Annotated in this window: 15 protein-coding genes; 12 read left to right on the top strand and 3 right to left on the bottom strand. The window is 55.8% G+C overall.

Annotated features, from left to right (window positions below):
* Positions 1-262: 262 nt before the first annotated feature.
* The 3 genes from NB063_RS13210 to NB063_RS13200 all read left to right on the top strand — a co-directional run bounded on the left by NB063_RS13210 (position 263) and on the right by NB063_RS13200 (position 3,626).
* Complete coding sequence (locus NB063_RS13210) at positions 263-1,300, top strand: tRNA dihydrouridine synthase (RefSeq protein WP_250929219.1); 1,038 nt, start codon at positions 263-265, stop codon at positions 1,298-1,300.
* Between the two features lie 446 nt (positions 1,301-1,746).
* Positions 1,747-3,165, top strand: coding sequence for a pyruvate kinase (pyk, locus tag NB063_RS13205; protein WP_250929204.1), 1,419 nt, complete (start codon positions 1,747-1,749; stop codon positions 3,163-3,165).
* Positions 3,166-3,203: 38 nt separating this feature from the next.
* Positions 3,204-3,626, top strand: coding sequence for a hypothetical protein (locus NB063_RS13200; protein ID WP_250929203.1), 423 nt, complete (start codon positions 3,204-3,206; stop codon positions 3,624-3,626).
* 196 nt (positions 3,627-3,822) lie between these two features.
* Here NB063_RS13200 and NB063_RS13195 read toward each other — a convergent pair whose 3' ends face one another.
* Positions 3,823-5,634 carry a tetratricopeptide repeat protein gene (locus tag NB063_RS13195; protein WP_250929202.1) on the bottom strand — a complete coding sequence of 604 codons (1,812 nt, stop codon included), beginning with the start codon at positions 5,632-5,634 and terminating at the stop codon, positions 3,823-3,825.
* A 225-nt stretch (positions 5,635-5,859) separates the two neighbouring features.
* Here NB063_RS13195 and NB063_RS13190 point away from each other — a divergent pair, with 225 nt between their 5' ends.
* Both NB063_RS13190 and NB063_RS13185 read left to right on the top strand, forming a co-directional pair.
* Positions 5,860-6,843, top strand: a complete 984-nt coding sequence (locus NB063_RS13190; RefSeq protein ID WP_250929201.1) for a 2-hydroxyacid dehydrogenase — start codon at positions 5,860-5,862, stop codon at positions 6,841-6,843.
* The gene (locus tag NB063_RS13185) at positions 6,836-8,404 is read left to right on the top strand and encodes a YhjD/YihY/BrkB family envelope integrity protein (protein WP_250929200.1); all 1,569 of its coding nucleotides are present in this window, start codon (positions 6,836-6,838) and stop codon (positions 8,402-8,404) included. The genes NB063_RS13190 and NB063_RS13185 overlap by 8 nt, the downstream gene beginning before the upstream one ends.
* Positions 8,405-8,412: 8 nt before the next feature.
* Here the strand turns inward: NB063_RS13185 and NB063_RS13180 are convergent, their stop codons facing one another.
* Positions 8,413-8,568 carry a hypothetical protein gene (locus tag NB063_RS13180; RefSeq protein WP_250929199.1) on the bottom strand — a complete coding sequence of 52 codons (156 nt, stop codon included), beginning with the start codon at positions 8,566-8,568 and terminating at the stop codon, positions 8,413-8,415.
* 442 nt (positions 8,569-9,010) lie between these two features.
* Between NB063_RS13180 and NB063_RS13175 the strand changes: the two genes are divergently transcribed.
* The 6 genes from NB063_RS13175 (at position 9,011) to NB063_RS13150 (ending at position 16,928) form a co-directional block, all read left to right on the top strand.
* Entirely contained in the window at positions 9,011-9,994 is a 984-nt protein-coding gene (locus NB063_RS13175) for an acyl-CoA dehydrogenase family protein (RefSeq protein ID WP_250929198.1), read from the top strand.
* Positions 9,995-10,181: 187 nt separating this feature from the next.
* Positions 10,182-11,516, top strand: a complete 1,335-nt coding sequence (locus NB063_RS13170; protein WP_250929197.1) for an NAD(P)/FAD-dependent oxidoreductase — start codon at positions 10,182-10,184, stop codon at positions 11,514-11,516.
* Between the two features lie 13 nt (positions 11,517-11,529).
* The gene (locus tag NB063_RS13165) at positions 11,530-12,447 is read left to right on the top strand and encodes a fatty acid desaturase family protein (protein ID WP_250929196.1); all 918 of its coding nucleotides are present in this window, start codon (positions 11,530-11,532) and stop codon (positions 12,445-12,447) included.
* Between the two features lie 284 nt (positions 12,448-12,731).
* A complete protein-coding gene (locus NB063_RS13160) occupies positions 12,732-13,115 on the top strand; it encodes a hypothetical protein (protein WP_250929195.1) in 384 nt (127 codons plus the stop codon).
* A gap of 643 nt (positions 13,116-13,758) precedes the next feature.
* Positions 13,759-14,541 (top strand): outer membrane lipoprotein-sorting protein, encoded by a 783-nt coding sequence (locus NB063_RS13155; RefSeq protein ID WP_250929194.1) that lies wholly within the window; start codon positions 13,759-13,761, stop codon positions 14,539-14,541.
* A gap of 47 nt (positions 14,542-14,588) precedes the next feature.
* Positions 14,589-16,928: an efflux RND transporter permease subunit gene (locus NB063_RS13150; protein WP_250929193.1), complete on the top strand. Its 2,340-nt coding sequence runs from the start codon at positions 14,589-14,591 to the stop codon at positions 16,926-16,928.
* A gap of 840 nt (positions 16,929-17,768) precedes the next feature.
* Here the strand turns inward: NB063_RS13150 and NB063_RS13145 are convergent.
* On the bottom strand, positions 17,769-17,987 hold the full coding sequence (locus NB063_RS13145) for a hypothetical protein (protein WP_250929192.1): 219 nt from the start codon (positions 17,985-17,987) through the stop codon (positions 17,769-17,771).
* Between the two features lie 167 nt (positions 17,988-18,154).
* Here NB063_RS13145 and NB063_RS13140 point away from each other — a divergent pair, with 167 nt between their 5' ends.
* Positions 18,155-20,896 (top strand): aminotransferase class III-fold pyridoxal phosphate-dependent enzyme, encoded by a 2,742-nt coding sequence (locus NB063_RS13140; RefSeq protein ID WP_250929191.1) that lies wholly within the window; start codon positions 18,155-18,157, stop codon positions 20,894-20,896.
* Positions 20,897-20,900: the final 4 nt, after the last annotated feature.

The following is a 20,900-nucleotide window of genomic DNA, read 5'->3' as shown; positions in this document are numbered from 1 at the left end:
GGCATAAAAATTTTAGTCGGGCGAGTTTTCCCGATGTGAGGTGGTGGTTACCAAGGGGGGCACGGCTGGTGAGGAGCCCGCGGTCGTTGCGGTTAGCTCGTCCGTTGCCCCTCGAACGAACAAATGTCGCTTGGTACAACGGTGGATTGGGTTTGCGAAGGTTCCAGGTAAGATACTCCACATGAATTCACCATTGAACGTGCAGGACCGAGCCGGATCCGGTACATCGGAAACGGTTCCGCGAACAGGCCTGCCTCCGCTGATGATCGGCAACGTCGAAATCGGTTTTCCGGTCGTGCAGGCTGCTCTGTCGGGGTACAGCGATCTGCCGATGCGTGTGATCGCGCGGCGTCACGGAGCCAGCTACAGCGTCTGTGAGGTGATGCTCGATCAATTCCTGCTGTCGTTGACGAAGCGTCAGAAAACCAAGCACTTTCTCGATATTGCAGACGAAGAGCATCCCGTCGGTGGCCAACTCATGGGTGCGGAACCCGAGCAGTTTTCGCTTGGTGCGATGAAACTCGTCGAGGCGGGGTTCGACATTATTGATGTGAACTTCGGTTGCCCCGTCAAGAAAGTGCTCGGCCGGTGCCGCGGTGGTTTTCATCTGTCGCAGCCGTCGGTGGCCATCGAGATCTTGAAACGGACACGGGACATCGTGCCCGACGAAATACCGGTGACGGTCAAGATGAGACGAGGGATCGATGACAGTGTTGAGGCGCGGGATCAGTTCTTTGAAATCCTCGACGGCGCGATCGCGGCCGGGCTCGCCGCGGCGACGGTGCATGGGCGAACCGTCGTGCAGCGATATATCGGGCCGAGCCGATGGGAGTTTTTGCGAGAGGTGAAACAGCACGTTGGGAGCGAATTTAAGATCCTCGGCAGCGGGGATTTGTTTAACGCCGAAGACTGTCTGCGGATGATCGAACAGACCGGTGTGGATGGCGTGACGGTCGCGCGCGGCGCGATCGGCAACCCCTGGGTTTTCGATCAAGCTCGGCGTCTGGCGGAGGGGCAACCATTGCCTCCACCTCCGACATTGCACGAGCAAGCCAGGGTGATGCGTGAACACTTCGATTTGTGCGAGCAGACTTATTCGGTCGAGCGAGCACCATTATTGATGCGCAAGTTTTGCATCAAGTACTCTCAAAATCATCCACAGTATGAAACGGTGCGATTGGCGTTTCCGCGGCTCAAAACACGGGCGGATTTTGAGACAGCGTTGTCGGAGCATTACGCCGTCGACGGCCCTGGCCGATACATCCCTCGAGAGTTACACGGTTCGCAGGAAGAGTGTTGATTTCGATTGACGACGCCAACGGACGGTATCGCGGCGAGTCGAACCATGAGAATTGGTGATGTCTCGGTGGAGATGGCCGGCGCGGTTGATTGGCCGAATTCCGCTCTGTAGAGCGTCTGCGGATGTGTGCGTTTGTTGACCGAAGCAAATTGAGGGGCAAGCGTTGCTTGCGCAATGGGGCGGATCGCTCCGTGAATGGGCGATGCGGTTCATGTCAGTTACATCGCCTTCTGAGGGGTATTGTTGTTGATGCCGTGGCGATTCGACTCGGGTTATAACAGTGGAGCACATCGGAGCGAGGTTTCGGTGTCGCGATGGCGGGTCTGGTAGCCTACTTTCTTTCACCCATTGGGCGAACAATGACGAATCGCGGGACAATACAGATGGACTCTGGATCGCAGATTGTGGCGAATTCGACTCATGTCGACTGTGCGGAAGGTGCAGTCATGTCGACCTATCGACATACCAAGATCATCGCCACGATCGGCCCCGCAACTGACTCCGAAGAAATGCTCGCGAAGTTGATCTGCGGCGGCGTCGATGTCATGCGATTGAACATGGCCCACGGCACTGCCCAATGGGTTCGCGATATTATCGGGCGCGTGCGTCGTGTGTCCGAACAGGTTGGACGGCACGTCGCGATGATGATTGATGTCAAAGGCCCTGAGATCCGGACCGGGCCGGTCGACACGCCGATCAAGCTCGCAAAAGGGGACATCCTGCGTCTTTGCGTACGTGAAGAAGATCTCGCGTTGGAAGACTGTGCCAGTGTCACGGTCAACTATCCGCTGTTGCCTCACGATGTTGAAATCGGTGCGACGGTCTTGGTGGATAGTGGACTGATGCGGCTGCGGATTCTTGCAACGGATGAACATTCGGTCCGTTGCGAGGTGCTCACACCAGGAGCCTTGGGGTCTCGTCGGCACATCAATCTGCCCGGTGTGGAAGTACGTTTGCCCGCACTCACGGCGAAAGACGAAGCTGATCTGAAAGCTGGCGTGGAAGCCGGCGTCGATTTCGTGGCCTTATCGTTCGTACGACGCGCCGAAGATGTCGAAACGCTGCGTGACTTTCTGAAAGAACACGGTTCGCCGGCTCGGATCGTTGCGAAGATTGAAGAGCAAGCGGGTGTCCGAAACATGAAGGACATCATTCGAGCAGCCGATGCGATCATGGTCGCACGTGGTGACCTCGGAATCGAAATTGATTTCCATCGTTTGCCGTTGGTGCAAACGGAATTGGTGCAGGCGTGCCAGGCCGAGGGCAAGCCGGTCATTATCGCGACTCACTTGCTCGAGTCGATGATCGAGTCTCCGATACCAACCCGGGCAGAAATTTCCGACGTTTGTAATGCGGTGCGTGAACAGGCCGATGCGGTGATGCTCTCCGGCGAGACCACCACGGGGGCCTACCCGGCGGAATCGGTTGAGGTGCTCAAGAGCATCTTGATGAGTACGGAACCGTCGGTGAGTAGTCAGCTCAATAGCCGGATCAAACTACGTGCTCCGAAAGACAAAATGCTTCGTTCCTCCGCCATCTTGGCTCAGGAGTTGGGCCAGTCGGGGATCGTCGTCTTCACCCGCAGTGGGTTTTTGGCGTACGTGCTCGGTGCACTGCGACCGCGTGGGATTCCGATCTTTGCCTTCACGGACGTTGAGCCGACCTTTCGCCAGATGTTGATGCCGTGGGGTGTTGAGCCGTTCTTGATGCCGTTTTCGGATGACCCCGAGGAAACCATTCGCAACGCATTGTCCCGACTCCGCAACAACAAATGGTGTCCGGCGGGTGCTTGGTTGGTGGTGATCACGAACGCTTTGGCGGATGACAAGATCATCGACACAATGCAACTCCGCCAAGTCCGCTAGCCAGTACAATGGATCGATATCACAAGGATATCGAATTCATGAAAGTTGTCTTGCGTTGGCTCGGTTATGTTTGGGCCTCGCCCAATACATTTCTGGGCATCGCGATCGGGTTTTTGCTCGGTGGACGTTTTGAGCGGGTTGACGGAGTTCTCGAGGTCCACGGGCCGCGGGTATCCGCGGCGCTCGCGAAAATGTTTGTGCCGGCGGTGGCGATGACGCTCGGACACGTCGTGCTCGGTCGTGACCGTGCAGTGCTCTCCGCTACACGGGCGCATGAACGCGTGCACGTTCACCAGTTTGCCTGCTGGGGGCCATTTTTCTTGCCAGCCTACCTCGGCATTTCCGTGTTGCTGTACGCGATCGGTCGAGATGGATATCGCGGCAATCCGTTCGAGATTGCGGCATACGCGGTGGACGACCCGTCGGTCCGAGCAGGTGAAAATCGTGAAAGCGATGTGTGACACCGGTCGCTCGGCGATCGCTCCCTGTTTGATCCATTCGGCGGCGACTGGAAGTTGAACCGCACCCTTGGTTGATTCGACTCGCGTCAGCAAATGACTCGCATGGTCAAAAAAAATCCGCCGATTGTTCGTGTGCATCGCAGATTGCAGATGCGTGAACGATCGACGGAATGCAGTGTCGAATGGGAGCCCACGCTCAGGTGTCGATGAGATCTTCAGGTGAGAGAATCGGCAGTTGGTTCTCCTCGGTTTCCTGCTTCTCACGCCATGGCTCGTTTTTACGGTAGGAATCAAGTTCCTCTTTGAGCTGCTCGAGTTGTTCGTTCTCCTCGATGGTGCCTTGCTTGACGGCCTTTTCGCTCCACAAGATTGCGTTTTCAAAGTCGCCGCTCTCGGCGTATCCCGCCGCGAGCGTGCTGAGGATATGAGCTTCCTTCTCTTCGGTCAGTTCAACGGCGCGTAGGCCGAGTTCGACGGAACGTTTGCCGTCACGAATTCCATCTTGGGGCGAAGTCGCCAAGACCCACGCGAGATTGTTCAAGATGCCCGAGAGAATGCTCTTGTTCTCTTGGTCATCGTCCTTGCCGATCGCTTTGAGTGCTTTTTCATAATCGGTAATCGCATTGCGATGTTCGCCGACAGCGAGGTAAGCGTCCGCGCGGGAACGCAAAACAGCCGCGTTGCTGGGATCGCTCTCAAGGACTCGGGTCAGGACTTCGATCGCTTTGCGAGGGCGGTCGTCTTGGAGGTAGAGACTCGCCAGTTGAAGTTGGCGAAAGGTATCGTTCGGATTGCGTTCAATCAAGATTTGCATGTCGTTGATCGCGTCGGCCATCCGCCCTTCTTCAATTGCGATGAAGCAACGCACGATGATGGCTTGGTCAATTTGTTCGACCTGTGGGGCGATGTCGGTCGCGGCTTTGAGGTCACGCTTGGCGGATTTGACGTCATCGCGTCCCAACGCGATTTCGGCACGTTGGAGCAAAGCAATCGGATCACGAGGTTGCATCGCGAGTGCTTTGTTGAGGTCGGCGAAGGCTTCGTCTTCTTTATCGAGCATGCGATAGAGGATTGCCCGTAAGCGATACAAACCTTCGCTTGGGTTGGCGGCGATGGTTTTGCTGAGCAACTCGACGGCTTCATCGGCACGATCGAGATCAACGAGTTGTTGCACGGTCGCTTGTGCGATTTGCTGGTTGGTGGGGTCGATTTCGAGCACAGCTTGCAAGTCTTTGACGGCGCCATCGACGTCGCCGTTTTGCAGTTGAGCCCCGGCCCGTTCACGCAGGGCACCTGTGTTTTTGGGATCCGCCTTGATTGCAGCGTTGAGGTCTTCGAGTTTCTTGTCGACGTCGGTTTGGGCGACCGCACGCAGCAGGTACGCTTTGCTTTGTTCGACCGGGTTGTCTTCGTAAAGTTCGATCGCGGCGGTGGTGGACTTCTTGATGACTTCCATGTCGCCATCGGGAAGCAGATTTAGCTGAGCGATCAGCATGTGTGCTTCCGCCAATTCGGGGTCATGTTTGACCGCTTCGGTAAGTGCTTCGGCTGCTTCGGTGCGAGCTTGGAGTTGTTGTCGGCCGCGAAGCCGGATGATCGCGGCGGCGAGTCCTTGGCCGCGTTGGAGTTGCACGCTGCCGAGCATTTTACGGGCGAAGGAGTCGTTCTCTTCACTGAGGCCTTTGGCGAGCGCCGATTCGATTAACGCGGCGACCGCTTCGAGATCGCGATTGGATTCGGCGTCGATCCGTTTGAGCACCGCTTCGTCGAGATCGGATTGTCCCGGGTCGACTTGGGCGTTAATCGGTGGCGGTTCCGGAACGGCCTCTTCTTGGGCAGACGTGGTGCCGGCGGCCAGCAGGCTGCAGATCGCGGTGGCTAAAAAGAAACGAAAAAATCCGTGAATACATCGCAACCGTACGGGCTCTAATACGACCGAGCCTGGATGAGGGGCCACGATTCGGTCGTGAGGGCGGGCGGACTCCGTTATGATGTTTTTTCGATTCATCCTGTATTCTCGCATTGTGGTTCGTGGTGTTTCGTCTGGATGGGACGATGCATCGGCGCATCGTATCATCTTTCGTCCGATAAGAGCCTCAGTTAGTAATTATGGCGGGGCCGGCAACTGCAGCGAAGACCAAACCTAGGTAAATCTGGTGCTTTGTCGCGATGATGCGTTTCGCGAGAGCGTTTTGGATCGTGGAAATATCGAAAACCAACCAAATGAGCAAAAATGACTGAACCCACCCGTCGCCGCATTTTCGTCACTCGCCAGATCCCGGGGGCGGCGTTGGACCGCCTTTGTCAACTGCACGACGTGTCCATTTGGCCAGATCGAGTGCCGCCGACGCCAACCGAATTGCTCGAGAGAGTGGCTGGTTGTGACGGCTTGTTGACGATGTTGAGCGATCGGATCGATGAATCCGTGATGAAGGCGGCCGGGCCCCAATTGAAAGTGGTCAGCAATTATGCGGTCGGATACAACAATATCGATTTGGTGGCCGCTCGCGAGCGTGGGATCCGCGTGGGAAATACGCCTGATGTGCTTAGCGCCGCGACCGCCGATCTCGCGGTAACGCTGCTTCTCGCGGCGGCTAGACTCGTTCCAGAGGCCTCGGCGCAAGTCCGAGAAGGTCGCTGGGGAGCTTGGGAGCCGGACGTTTTGTTGGGCGTTGAGCCGGCCGGTCGAACCCTGGGCGTGATCGGAATGGGCCGGATCGGCAAAACGTTTGCCGAGCGGATGGTCGGGGGATGGGGGATGAAGCTCTTGTACACGTCGCGTGCGGCGAAACAGGATGTCGACGAATCGCTCGGTGGTCGCCACGTGGAGATCGACGAGTTGCTCCGCGAGAGTGATTTCATCTCCCTGCACGTGGCGCTCAACGACGAGACTCGGCACCTGATTGATGCGGACGCGTTTGCGAAAATGAAATCGACCGCGGTGATCGTGAATACCGCCCGCGGCGAGATCATCGATCAGGAGGCCCTGGTCGACGCGATCAGGAACAAGCAAATTTTTGCAGCCGGGTTGGACGTGACAACGCCAGAACCTTTGCCGCCTACGCATCCGTTGGTCGGCTTGCCCAATGTTTTGATATTGCCCCATATCGGCAGCGCCACGGATACCAGTCGCCACGCCATGTCCGAGATCGCGGTGGACAATGTCTTAGCCGGGTTGAGCGATAGTCCGCTGCGCTGCGAGGTGCCCCTTGCCTAATTGGCTGACGTACCTATTTGATGCGATCCGGCGTCCACGGGAAGAGCTGTCCAAGCGACAGCATCAGCTTCGCTATGGCTGGGATCTCGTGGTCTACTGCGGTCGCCAACTCGAACGCCATCGCGCCGAAGGCATGGCGGCGGAGCTGACCTACCGCACGATTTTTTCGTTGATCCCGGTCGTCGTGCTCGGTCTGGTCATGTTCCGCGTCGTCGGCGGACTCGAGGATGTGCAAACCCGTGTCGAGAACCAGCTCTATTCGTTTTTTGGTGTGCCGGAAATCCCGATCCAGTATTTGCACGAGCAGGCTGAAGAGATCGAACAGGAATCCGAGCAGGCTAAAGAGGAATCGGAACGGCGGATCGCAGAAACGCTCGCGGGTGGGGAAAATGCCGATTCGATTTCAGGGGAGTTCAATGGACCCAGCGGAAATGCAGGCTCGATCGTTTCCGATGGCGATGAGCTTAATGGTGAGGAGCCCGGTGCCGACGTAGACCAAGCATTGGTGGATGCCGTCGAGCAAAAGGCGGGTGAAGCGGCGACCGCGATGGAAGCCCGCGCAAGTATCCGCAGGACGTTGCACGAAGTCACGTCGCAGATCGCGACCCTCGATTTTGCCTCGATCGGTGTGTTTGGGTTGCTCTTGTTTCTATACGCCGCGGTCGCGCTGGCAGATTCGACTGAGCATTTGTTTAACATCATTTATGACGCGCCGAGTCAGCGTCCGATTCATCTGCGGCTGGCAATTCATTGGTCGATCATCACGCTCGGCAGCGGTCTGTTGGCGCTGAGTTTGTACATGTCGGGGCAGGTCGTCGACTGGTTCAACACGATTGGTGCGGGGTCGCGGCCGACGTGGGTGTTGCAGCACGCGTTATCGTTGTTGGCCGGTTGGGTGCTGCTGTTTTTGCTGTACGCATTGATGCCCAACACGCACGTCTCGCTGCGCGCCGCCGCGATCGGATCTGCTGTGGGGGCGGTGTTGTGGGAGTTTGCGAAGTACGGGTTTCAGATTTACGTGAGCAAGGCGGTGCCCTATTCGGCCCTGTATGGCTCGCTCGGTTTAATCCCGCTGTTCCTGTTTTGGATCTACGTGACATGGCTGATCGTGTTGTTCGGTCTGATTCTGACCTACACGACACAGACGATGCGAGGTCGGCGATTACGCCGCAAGTTCGAGGATGCTGATGCGTTGCCCGCAGGTGACCCGGATTGGATGCTGCCGATCATGACCGAGGTGGCCAGTGCGTTTCGCGACGGTAAAGCGATCGGGCGACAAGAGTTGGCTGAGGAATTAGGGCTCAGCAGCCGCGTCGTTCACGAGATGGAGAATCACTTGATTAACGGTGGTTGTCTGCGGCGAGTCCCGGGGGCGGCGGGCGAAGAAGATCGACTGACATTGGCTCGACCCGCCGAGCGAATTTTGATTTCAGACGTGTTGGAGCTCGCCCATCAAGCGCGCCCGACCAACAATCACCGGGCCTGGAAAACGCTCGCCAGCCTCAAGCTTGCCGAACGCAATGCCGCAGGCGAGCAAACGTTGGCCGATGTGATTGTCTAAAAGAGTTGTCATTGCAAGTATTGGTTGAGCCAGGGTAGCAACTTGGCCATGGTGATTCCGATGACATTGATCAAAACAATGGCACCTATAAAACAGCCCGCACCCACCGAAGGCTTGGCTGCACCAAGCTGAGGGCGGATCTGTTTTGGCACTTGTGCGGGCATGATTCGGTTCTCATTTGTCATTCGACGCAGTCCGCCTTGTCGGTATCGATTGCTCCCTAGGATTAGCATCGATAGACGTAAACAGGTTACCACGAAAAAGTTGGTAACACTCTCGTTTCCGCTTCGCTTGGTTGGGTAACTCATGGCGCATCCCGTTTGCGATGCTTTCCCATGAATCCCCTACCGAATGTGGAAGCTTCCGATGACCGCGATCCAAACCACCTCTCATGGCGTCTCTCCGTTCGTTTCAGGAGTGCCGACGTCGAACTCAACTCCTGAAAATGCGAACACACGACCTCGAAACTTTTTGAGCCTGGAGCGGGAAACGCTTGAAGGCTATTTTCCAAAGTTGGACGAGGAACTTCAAGCAATTCCATTTTCGGACCTAGAGAGTCCATCCAATCCGGGCATCTCGCTATTTAAGCGTCGCAAGGGTCCGGCCATGCTGATCCCCAAAGAATTCGGCGGATTGGGGGCAAGTGCCGTCGAAGCCTCACGCATGTTGCGGGCGATTAGTTCTCGCGCCCCGTCATTGGGAATTGTTTGCACGATGCACAATTTTTCAGTTTCAACACTGGTGGAATGGGCGATCTTTGGCGAGGAATATGGACAACTATTGCTCTCGGGGCTGGCCGAAAACGCCATGTACGTGGCATCCGGCTTTGCGGAAGGACGCAGTGGTGCGCGGCCGCTGGACATGACCATGCGTGCACGACGGGCACCGGGCGGAGGCTGGCTTGTGTCAGGCAAGAAGAAACCCTGCACACTGACTCACTCGATGGATTTCCTATCTTGCGGCCTAATTGCGGAAACCGAACCGGGTGTTTGGCGTCGCGCCGTTGGGTTGATACCTGCGGACGCCGAAGGAATCGAACGCCGGCCGTTTTGGAAAACCGAAATTCTCGCGGGCGCGGAAAGCGATGAAGTCATCCTCACCGACGCGCACGTACCCGACGACTTTGTTTTCGTGGTCGATGATACCGATGCGCTCAATCCCGTCGAAATCACGGGATACATCTGGTTTCAACTCGCGCTCTCATCCACCTACTTAGGCGTGGTCAGCGCACTTGTGGAACGCGTTTTGGAGTCTGAAAAAGGGAACGCACAGGAACGTGCCCAATTAGTCATTCAGTGGGAAAACCAAGCGACCGCCCTGGATGGTCTCGCTTATGCCCTGCAAGCTCGCGAGGATCATCAACGACTGTTGAGTCGTGCCTTGTCGACCCGTTATGCCGCGCAAAGTGTCATCGAACACTTGGCCATGCGAAGTGTGGAACTCTTAGGTGGCATGTCGTTCATGTCGACGCCGGAGCATACCTACCGCATGTGTGCTTGCCGCGCCATGGCCTTTCATCCGCCCGGACGAATGTTTGCCCTGGACGCTCTCGACGAATTCGCCCGAGGCGGAGAACTCGACGTCAGCTAAGTCGTGCCGCGCCGCGAACCCAACGGTTTGCTCGTTCGCTCATGTTCTCGCGGAAAGTCGGTCACCAGGCGATTGTCCCGAAATCACTTCCCGTTCTCCTCGTGGCTGGGGCTTCCAGCAACAGTCCGCGGCTGGAAGGCCCAGGCATTTTATTTCGGGACAATTCTTAAGGGTTTGGAGGTTTGCGATGTATGACGCTGTGATAGTCGGTGCCAGTCTTGCCGGATGCACAACAGCGATACGGCTGGCGCGGTGTGGCTGGAAAGTCGCGTTGTTGGAGCGGAGTCCCAATCAAGACAACTACAAAAAACTCTGCACGCATTTTATCCAACCCTCCGCGATTCCAATTCTGAATGCGCTCGGGGTCACCGATGCCATGGAAGCGGCGGGCGGAGTTCGTACGGACATGCGACTGTGTACTCCTTGGGGATGGATTGAAGAACCCGAAACCGATTACAGGCAACGTGGCATCAACCTATCCCGCCGCACGCTTGATCCATTGATCCGATCCTACGCAGCGTCCGAGTCTGGCGTCGAATTCCATAGGGGAGCGAATGTCGAGAAACTCGTCACCCATGCGAGTAAGCGGGTACAAGGTGTCGTGGCTCGAGTTCAAGGAACAACGCGGCAATTCCATGCACCATTGGTTGTCGCCGCAGATGGACGCAATTCGACCGTCGCCAAGCTGGCCAATATTCCGGTGCGGAGCAGCAACAATACGCGATTCAGCTACTACACCTACTATGACGGTGGACTGTTAACGGCGGGTGGTAATGCCAATTTCTGGCACCTGGAATCGAAACTTGCCTTCGGATACGAAAATGGGGATGGGACGTCACTCTTGGGGATCTTTCTCCCGGCAGAGGACCTTGCGAGTTTCCGCAGCGATCCAGCAGCGAACTTTCGGTCGTTTTGGGATAGCGTGCCGAACGCGCCTTCCATCGGGTCGGCGGAACCGATTGCTCCGCTGCGTGGCTACGTTTCTTATCCAAACCAGCTTCGTCCTGCGGCCATGCCCGGCTTGGCTCTCGTCGGCGATGCGGTCATGTCGATCGACCCCATGTGGGCAGCCGGTCTGTCCTTCGCGGTGGCGTCGGCCGATCGATTGGTGACGGCACTCGCGCAGACGCAACGAAGCGAATCAAGCGGCACCGAGAAGAGTATCGATCAAGCCTTGGGCGTGTATCAGCGACGCCAGAACCGCGCCACGTTCATGCACTACCAGCAAATCGCGAGTTTCTCACGAAGGAAATCCTCGAGTTGGTTTGAACGTCTTCTCTTTTCCGCGGCGGTGCATGACTCACGCGTTGCGCAGAACGCCTTCTCGATGATCCGTCGCGAATCAAGCCCATTGAAATTGGTTTCGGCGGCAAATCTTTGGCGAATCGGCCTCGTTCATCTGAAACATCGGTTAGGCCTGAAACAAATGGAGGTGCTGTCCGCTAACAAGTCCACACCTCAGGTGGCGGTGACGCCTGAGCAGGCACTCAACAATCCAGCAACCTTATCAACTCTATCGTAGGAGTTTGGCACTCATGACTCAGAAGAAACCTACGGAACGATCTCCGCAATATCCAGTGGCACCGGGGAGGCTTCAAAAAGTCTTTCGCCATAGCCCACTCGATGGCTGGCTCGTCCTGCTCGCGCTGATTCAGTTTGCCATTCTGGTTTTTGGAACGCTCTCGTTCGGCAAAATTGCCTGGTTCATTAGTTTGCCGTTGGCGATTACCTCGGCAGCGTTGCTATGTACCAACTATTTTACCGTTGCCCACAACTTTGTTCACAATCCGTTCTTCCAAAGTGCACTGGCCAATTCAGTATTCAGTTGTTTCAACTCCATGCTGTTGGGGACTCCGGAAACGCTGCACCGAATCTACCATTTCAATCACCACAAATACGACAACGCGGCTACCGACCCACGAACAGGCTTGCGCGGCGACATCGGTTCAACGTATCGCTTTGGCAATTCGACCGGAATGGAAGAGCCGCTGTTGCGTTACGCCATCTTGAGCTATTTCCGAAACGATATTCCCTTCCTGGTGCGAACCGCCTTCAAGAAACGGCATCACAAACTTCTCATTGCTGAGACGCTGTCCATCCTGGTGATGCTGGTTACGTTCGGGGTGTTCAATCCGATGGGATTTTTCGTTTTCTACCTGCCAGTCTGGCTGTTGGGCACGATCGGGTCTCAGGCCCAAAACTACCTTGAGCATCATGGCGGAACGCCCGGGGATCGGGAACACAACGCGGTCAGTTGTTACAGCCGTTTTTACAACTGGATTTGGTTTAACAACGGTTTCCACCAAGAGCATCATTTCCGCCCGCAGGTCCATTGGACACGGGTTGCTGAGGTCACGCCGATGCTGCCGCCAGCGGAAGAGCGTTGCATCGTCAAAGGTGCCCACTGGCTGAATTTTGGCGAGAGATCGAAGAGTCAAACACAGTCGGATTAGGCAGACAACGCCACTTTTCACGTCGCTCGTTCTCTCCGACACCGAGAATTGCGGGCGTTACCCGCATTCGGAACCTCGAAGCGACTCAGCATACGTGCGAGGCGAAAACTCCAATACGTCTGCCACATAGTGGCGTTGTCCAGTCAGCTCGTCGCCTGTCGCTGAAAAAGCGTAGCGAAACGGTGCGAGCCGTCCGGTCTCACCCATTTTTAATGCTGATAAAGCATCAGTCCCACTCGTCAAAGTCGAAGTACCCTCAGATCGTTTCCTAAAGGAGATTTACGATGAATCGCGCTCAGTTTTCCACGTATGTTTGGTCGGCCTACTTGCTATCAGCGGGAGCAATGATACTCATTGCCCCCACATCATTATTTACCTGGGTAGGGTTGCATGACCCGGGAAACGGCATGTGGTTGCGGCTCAGCGGAATGTTGTTGGGGACGATGGGGTACTTTTTTCTGGAAGCCGCCCGCGCCGATAACCGGCAGTTCATGCTCTGGGGTGCTCGCGCTCGCATGATTCCGATCCTTTTCCTATCCCTATTCGTGATTCAAGGCCTGGAAAGTCCTTTGGTACTGAGCTGCGGCATCCTCGATGTCTTCACCGGGCTATGGACCCTTCACGCATTACGAGCCGACGCGGCAGATCCGATTGCGGTCGTTAAATGACACCGCGGTGTGAAAAACAGTTTTTGTACATGGGAATGGGCTTGAGGCAACCGTGAGTTCCATTCTCAGTGCTGATGCGATCCACAGGATCATCGGCGTGAAAACGATCGGACAGAGCGTCATGCGCCATCGTTATCATGTTCAGTCCCGCGATTGCATTTTAACGATTCGAAATTCGCTTTCGGAAAGTCACACCGCACGCCATTTTTTATCGTGATAGCGACGGCAGGCGATTAGTCCCGAACGCCGGCCCGGGTTCGAATTGTCGATAGAAAATTTCAAACGCCCTTGTGAGCCATGGGCTGTGAGGACCGGATGTTGGGAGTTTCCCAACTGCTTGCGCGACGCGGCTCACTCGAACCAATGCCATCTACCTTCCCGATGCGTCACCGGTGGGAAGTATCTCATTCTCACAGCTTGAGATGCTGAAGTTGCTCTGGACCGTGCTCTTCGTTTCCGGTCGACCTTCGGCGAAGCCAGGTTTCAGCAAGAGACTGCGGCTCTGGAAAAACGCTGCTGCGAAGGGGGGATTCGCGATAAACGGCCAGCTTCTCTTCGAGAAAATACGACGCGGCGGTGAAACAGTTCTCGGAGTCGTCCGCTAGGCAGTGCTAGCTACACCATCCCCTTTCAAGGATCTCCCATGAACCTCCTCGTTTCGCGTTCGCCCGTTTTGCTGGGCATTGCATTCGGTCTCCTCCTTGCGACACCCAAACCCCTACCGGCTGAAAACCTGGATCAAATTGTCGATCGAGCCAGCCATGCACAGGACTCATTGGGCAACGTCATTCTAAAAACCAAATTGACTATTTCTCCATCTTCGGGAACGCCCCGAGAGAACCGTGTGGAGTTTCGACTTCGTCGCGACGGTGAAGTCGTTCAGAGTTGGATCGGGGTGATGGAGCCGGCGTCGTTGAAGGGCATGCAGTTTGTCCGCAATCGCATGTCAGCCTCGGATGATCGCCTCTTGCTGTACATCCCCGCAACGAAACAAGTCCGGCAGATTCCCGCAGCGGCTCGAGAGAAGAAGTTTCTTAACTCCGATTTTTCGATCGCCGATCTGCAGATCCGGCCTTCCGATTTGGGGCAACGCAAAATCGTTGAAGAAACGGATCGGCATTGGGTCGTGGCGGCTCGGCCATCATCTCCCAGCATGTACGAGTGGATTCTCTTCACCATCGACAAGAAGGACTTCACTGTCCTGCGGGTTTGTTTCTATCAAGCCGGACACAAGATGATCAAAGATCTGTTAGTGCGTTCGTTCGATACGGTCGCCGACACGCGGCTAGCGACTCAAATCGAGATGAAAGATCTGACGAGCGGATCTCGAACCGTGCTTGAGGTTACGAACTTTCAAACCAACGTAGCCGATGCAGACCTTCCCGCACGCACTTTCACCGCCGAGTTCATGCGAGAGCAAAAGTAGGCTTTTGACGGTATCAATCAACTACATGTAGGAAATCGGAAAATATCATGTTCTCGGAATCAGTTATTACCAAGTGTGTCGACTTCGTCTTACGCAGGAAGACGGTTTGGCTACTGTCGATCGCGGTGGTAAGTGGCTGTCTGCTATTTAGCCTCCCGCAGCTCGTTATCGACGGTTCGATTGAGCGAATCATGCTCAAGGATGGTCCTGAAAATGTATTCCATGAACATGCTAAGGAGCTGTTTGGAACCGACGAAGTCATCTCGATCGTGATCAATTCTGATGACACCGTTTGGGAGCCAGGAAAACTACGACAGCTCGAGCAGTTGAGTGAAACGCTCGCGGAGTTGGAAGGCGTTGTCGACGTCTTTGGTCTCACCAACTATCGCCTCGTCGACAGTCAATATGGGATGCTGACGACGTCTAGCATCTCGCAGCGACTTGCCGAGGGCGCCTCGGTCGATGAGCTTCGTACGCTCGCTGATAGCGATCCGGCTGTCCGTAACAATTTAGTTTCCGAGGACGGATTGAATGCCGCCATCAACTTACGCCTGCAACCGCAGGCTGAGGCGAGACTCGGCATGCAGCGTGAACTGGTACAGCAAGTTCGCGATACGCTGCAGCAGATATCTGGTAGCGAACGATTTCACTTGGCAGGATGGCCAGTGATTAAAGCCGATCTTACTAACTACATGGAACGTGACCTGCGTGTCCTATTGCCGGTCATGGCAGTGGTGATATCGGTGCTGCTGATGTTAAGTTTTCGGCGGATCGCCGGCGTGGTCCTGCCACTCGCGGCCATCGGGACGGCGCAGATTTGGACCATTGGTGGCATGGTTGTCACTGGTCACGCGATGACCATCGTCACCAATAGCTTGCCAATCATCATCATCGCGATCGGTACCACGTATTGTATCTTCGTCGCCTCGGCAATTTTCCAAGGGATCGACGCGGGAAAAGACCGGCCAACCGCGATCCGCCTCGCACTCCAGAAAACTGGACTGAGCGTCGTTCTATCCGGGTTCACGACCATGGTCGGATTTGCTGCTTTGAAGATGAATCACCTGGAGGTGATCGACGAGTTCGGTACGATCGCAGTCTGGGGTGTGATGGTCAGCATATTAATGGCTCTGGTATTCATGCCCTGTTTAGCTCTTTTCGTTCCGATCCGGCCCAGAACGCCTTCTGCAAATCCTCGTGTTGCCTCTTGGGATCGTTTTTTAGATCGTGTTCTGGCGAACCGACGAATCATTTGGGCTGGTACGATCCTAGTCGTCGTCGTCAGCGGTTTCGCCATCATGCGAATTCGAGTCGATACGGCGCCGGTAGGCTGGTTCCCGCGCACTTCCGAAACGCGACTGGCGGTGGACTATGCCAATCAGCACATGGCTGGGATCACCCCCTACAACATTTTGTTGGAGTCGGACAAAGCAGGGACATTTCAAGACCCCGAGATGTTAACGCGGATCGCCGGACTACAACGCTGGCTTGAGTCTCAAGCGGACGTGGACACAACTTACTCCATCGCGGACGTGAACAAAGTGCTGTTTCGGGCACTTGGTGGTGACGCATCCTGGTATCGGATTCCCGATGACCGTGCGGGCGTTGCGCAGGTCATGATGTTGGCACGTAGCGAAAATATCGAAGGGCTGGACACGTTGATTACTGACGATGGCCGTGCCGCCAATATTCTGGCTCGGTCATCACTGCTGGGATCCGAAGCGGGGGTAGAGTTTGCGCAGCGAGTCGACGAATATCTTGCTCAACATTTCTCCGATCTGAAAATCAAGAAGATCACCGGGAACGCACACCTGACTTACCTCACGAACATCCAGTTCACCAGCGGTTTGGCGAGTAGCCTGGCAGTTGGGATGGGAGCTATCTGCCTCGTGATGATGCTGCTGTTCCGTTCGGTCAAACTGGGGCTTTTGGCGATGATTCCCAATATGATTCCCGTCGCGGTAAACTATGCGATGCTCGGACTCGTTGACATTTCGCTCAACGCGGCGACGAGTATTACGGGATGTATCGCGATTGGCATTGCGGTGGACGATACCATCCATTTCATGGTGACCTACCGAAAGAAACTCACCGAGTTGAATGATGTGCAGGCCGCAATCCACGCGACGCTCAACGCGGTGGGGCGACCGATGATGACGACGTCAGTGATTCTTTGTTGCGGTTTTAGCGTGCTGATGCTCTCCAACTTTTTGCCCGTCATCAGTCTGGGATTGTTGGTAGCGGTCACGATGGTGGTTTGCCTACTCTGCGACCTGGTTTTTCTACCGGTGCTGCTGACGGCGAAGATGCCTGTCTTGAGCTTGCCGCGGTCGCGTCGTGTCGCCAGCGTCGTTGCAAAACTTGCGTTCGGCAGAAGTACGGTTTGATCGGTTCATGCTTTGTGAGTGATCCGTACAGAGATTTGTTACCAACGCATCGGCAGATGCGCGTCGGGGAAACCGGTTGAGCGTGCGACCATTCCCCGTGTCTCAATTGGATTCAGCGTTTGCTTTCACGTGGCTCGGTCTCTCGGGACGTTGATTGCTTTAGTGCCATTTTTAGCGGAACGGCGCAAGCCGTCCGGTCCTGAGTCACCGGACGACTCGCGCCGTTCCGCTGCTTTTTAAATTCCGCAGTGATTAGTTCGACGCTCTCCGAGACCGAGAATCGCAGGAGTTACCTGATGACTGAGCCTCGGAGAGCCTCAGCAACGTGAGATGAGAAAACGGCAATACGTCTGCTAGCAAGTGACGCTGTCCAGCTAGATCACTTGCATCTTTCAAGTAGTGGTGGCTTCCAGCCGCCAACGCACGACCGCTGGCGGCTGAAAGTCACCACTACTGGTTCGCACCACTCTTCACGTATCTCGGTGTCTCGGGACGTCGAGTGAATGAGTGCTCTTTTTAGCGGAACGGCGCAAGCCGTCCGGTCCCGAGTCACCGGACGGCTCGCGCCGTTCCGCTGCTTTTGCAATCCTTCAGTAATACAATCGACGTCCCCGAGACCGAGAATTGCGGGAGTTGCCCGCTTTATGAGCCTCGGAGAGATCCAGCTCGTGAGAGGCGAAAACGGCAATACGTCTACAAGCAACTGTCGTTGTCCAGCGAACAACCCAGGCCAACTCCCAAACGGCCAACAGGATTGTCCCCAATGATTCCTGCCTATCTGCTCAATGGCTCACGCATCGCTGCTTACTAAAAAAAGTGTTCGGACACAGCTTTCGTATCTCAGACGGTGACCAAGAGACACTCAGTCTTTGATGATGCACCCCGCGGCTCGATCGCTTTCTTTTTGGTGAGCAGCGTCGTGTAGGCGGCCAGCCGGAACACACCGCCCAGCCTCCTACGGGCAAGTGCCTTATCGCTCACTGCCCACTCGTTTTTTGGATTGCGATCAAGGCTAGCACGCACCTGCGCCGCCTCGAGGGCGACAAATTTAAGTCGCATCTATTTCAAAGAAACACTTGCAGCTTGTAACGCAGGGCATTGGTTCACGCTTGCTGATGTAGCGAATGGATGAACGCCAACGCATCGATGACGTGGCGCACGTCCCGTTCGACAAACGATGTCGATTCCAAACACTCGGCTTACTGGCAATCTTTAGGACCCCTGTCATGCATACTGATTACAACTTCGAAAACCTTTGTATGGCAGCGGCTCTACCGGAGGTTGCTGTCGTCCCTCAAACAGAACGCATTGGCACGGTAGTATCCGAACCGATGCATGAAGACGCACCTGCGACTTGTCACCCTTATGCGGAATTCGTCAATCCGTATCTGGCGGAGTTGTTAAACGCTCTTAACTTGGACAAGTGTTTTGTTTCGGGACATGGATGCCGTTTGAGCGACGCTCGTGGTCGGGAGTATTTGGATTGCATTGCTGCGTACGGTGCCCTTCCGCTGGGCAGCAATCCTGAGCCGATCTGGCGTGCGCTGCTTAACGTGCATTCGACGGGCGAACCCAGCTTGGTGCAACCATCGTGCTTGGACGCGGCCGGTCAACTCGCCGCTCGGCTGATCGAACTGGCTCCTGGTGATCTCAAATACGTCACCTTTGCCAACAGTGGTGCCGAAGCCGTCGAGGCCGCAATCAAAATGTGTCGTGCGGCTACCGGGCGATCGGGGATTGTTGCGACCCACAATAGCTTTCACGGAAAAACTCTGGGTGCGCTCGCGGCGACCGGCAACCCAGACTATCAAGATCGCTTCGCCGCACCGACTGAACAGATCACTCATGTTCCCTTTGGAGACATCGACGCGCTACGCATCGTGCTCGAAGAGCGTGCGGATCAGATCGCGGCTGTTTTGGTCGAACCGATTCAAGGTGAAGGTGGGATTGTTGAACCTCAGCCGGAATATCTGCTTGCCGTTCGCAAATTGTGCGATGAGAACAAAGTACTTTTGATTTTCGACGAGATCCAAACCGGTCTTGGTCGTACCGGAACGATGTTCGCTTGCGAAGCGGACGGTGTCGCTCCTGACGTAATGACACTTGCCAAAGCACTCGGCGGGGGGCTCATGCCGATCGGTGCGGTGCTCTCGAACGAACGTGCTTTTTCCAAGCACTTTGCCCTCAAACACTCCTCCACATTCGCTGGAAACACGCTCGCTGCGCGTGCCGGATTGGCGATGCTCGATGTCTTAACGCAAGACGACGGGCTGCTGATCGATAACGTCCACCGCAACGGCCGCCTGCTGAAACTTCGCCTCGAAGAACTTCGTGCAAAGTATCCACGATTGATCGCCGAAGTCCGTGGTCGAGGCTATTTGCTGGGCATCAAGTTAGGTGCTGACCGCCATACATGGCGTGGTAGCTTGCTGGGCGTCGCGGCCGAGCAGTCATTGTTGTCACCGCTGTTTGCATCGTACCTCTTAAATGTCGAAGGCGTGCGAGTTGCCCCCACTCTTAATGGAAAAGCGGTGATTCGTATTGAGCCGCCACTGAGCATGAAGTGGTGTGAGTGCGAGGAGTTGCTCGCTGCCTTCCAACGAACCCTCGAAGTATTTGACAAGGGCAACATCGGGCAGATTATCAGCGCGATCCTGAATGAGATGGAGGTGTCGGCCCCACAACTTGCTGAGACCGAAATGCAGGCGGATCCTCTTGCGTGCGAGCCACAAATCGGCGAGCGGCGTTTTGCGTTCTTGGTGCACCCGTTGGAATTGATGAGTGCTGGTGACTTTGATCCAACACTGGCCTGGCTTCCGAAACCTGAGTTGGAGGACATCGCACAGCGTCTAACCGACTTGGTGGACCCATTCGTCTTGAGCCATGCACGGATTCAATCGGAGGCCGGGGAAAGCATTTATGGCGAGTTCATCGTGATTCCACGGACTGCTGAACAATTGGCTGACATGCCACGGGAAGACGCCATGGCGATCGTACGTGAAGGCGTTGAAATTGGTCGCGATCGCGGAGCCCAAATCGTGGGGCTGGGAGCTTTCACGTCCGTTGTCACCCGCGGCGGTAAAGCTCTTTCGGGAACCGTTCCGTTGACCACGGGCAACTCCTACACCGCCGTCGCGTGTGCGGAAGGAATTGCGATGGCGCTCAATCAGCTAGGCGATCGACTGAGTGCCAAACACTGTGCGGCGATCGTTGGTGCGACCGGTGCGATCGGTCGCTCGATGGCGGTGCTGCTCGCCGAAAACGTTGGCCGTCTCGTTCTGCTCGGAAATCCAGACAGCGTTCCAGAACACGTCCGTACGCGACTGCATCATGTTGCGACCACGGTCTGCGAGCAGTTAGTTACGAGTGCAGCGGAAGGCTGTGCGTTTGAGCCGCTCAGTTTGGGTAGCCGCGTGCTTCATGCCGCGCAGAATTCTGAAAAACTCGATGCCGATTTCTACAACACCCTCATCGAGCAATTGGAGTTGGAAGGCTACATCGTGTTGACTCAAGACCTCGGCGTGTTGCCAGACGCTGACATTCTGGTGACAGCGACGAGTGCAACCAACTCGCTGCTTGGTCCACGTGATCTCAAACACGGTGCGATCGTGTGCGACCTGTCGCGTCCGTTTAACGTCAGTCGTGATGTTGCGGAGTTGCGACCTGACGTGCTCGTGATCGACGGCGGAGTGATCCGCGTGCCGGGACTTCCCGAGCTTGGGCGATTCGGCATCGGTACAGGCCATGCGTTTTCATGTATGGCGGAAACCATGCTGTTGACCTTGGCTGGGCATTTCGAAGACACGAGCCTGGGGACCGATCTCGATCCGGAAACACTGCGAGAACTGCGTCGCTTGGCTGCCGAGCACGGGTTCCGCGTCGGTGGGCTTCGTCGCTTTGGAGTGCCTCTCGATCAGAACGATTGGAATCGCTTGCTCGCTGCACGCGGTATCCGGATGGCTGCTTAGCCGA

The organism is Aporhodopirellula aestuarii (genome assembly GCF_023701485.1).
Taxonomy (GTDB): Bacteria; Planctomycetota; Planctomycetia; order Pirellulales; family Pirellulaceae; genus Rhodopirellula; species Rhodopirellula aestuarii.
This window is presented reverse-complemented; position numbering and strand designations above follow the sequence as displayed.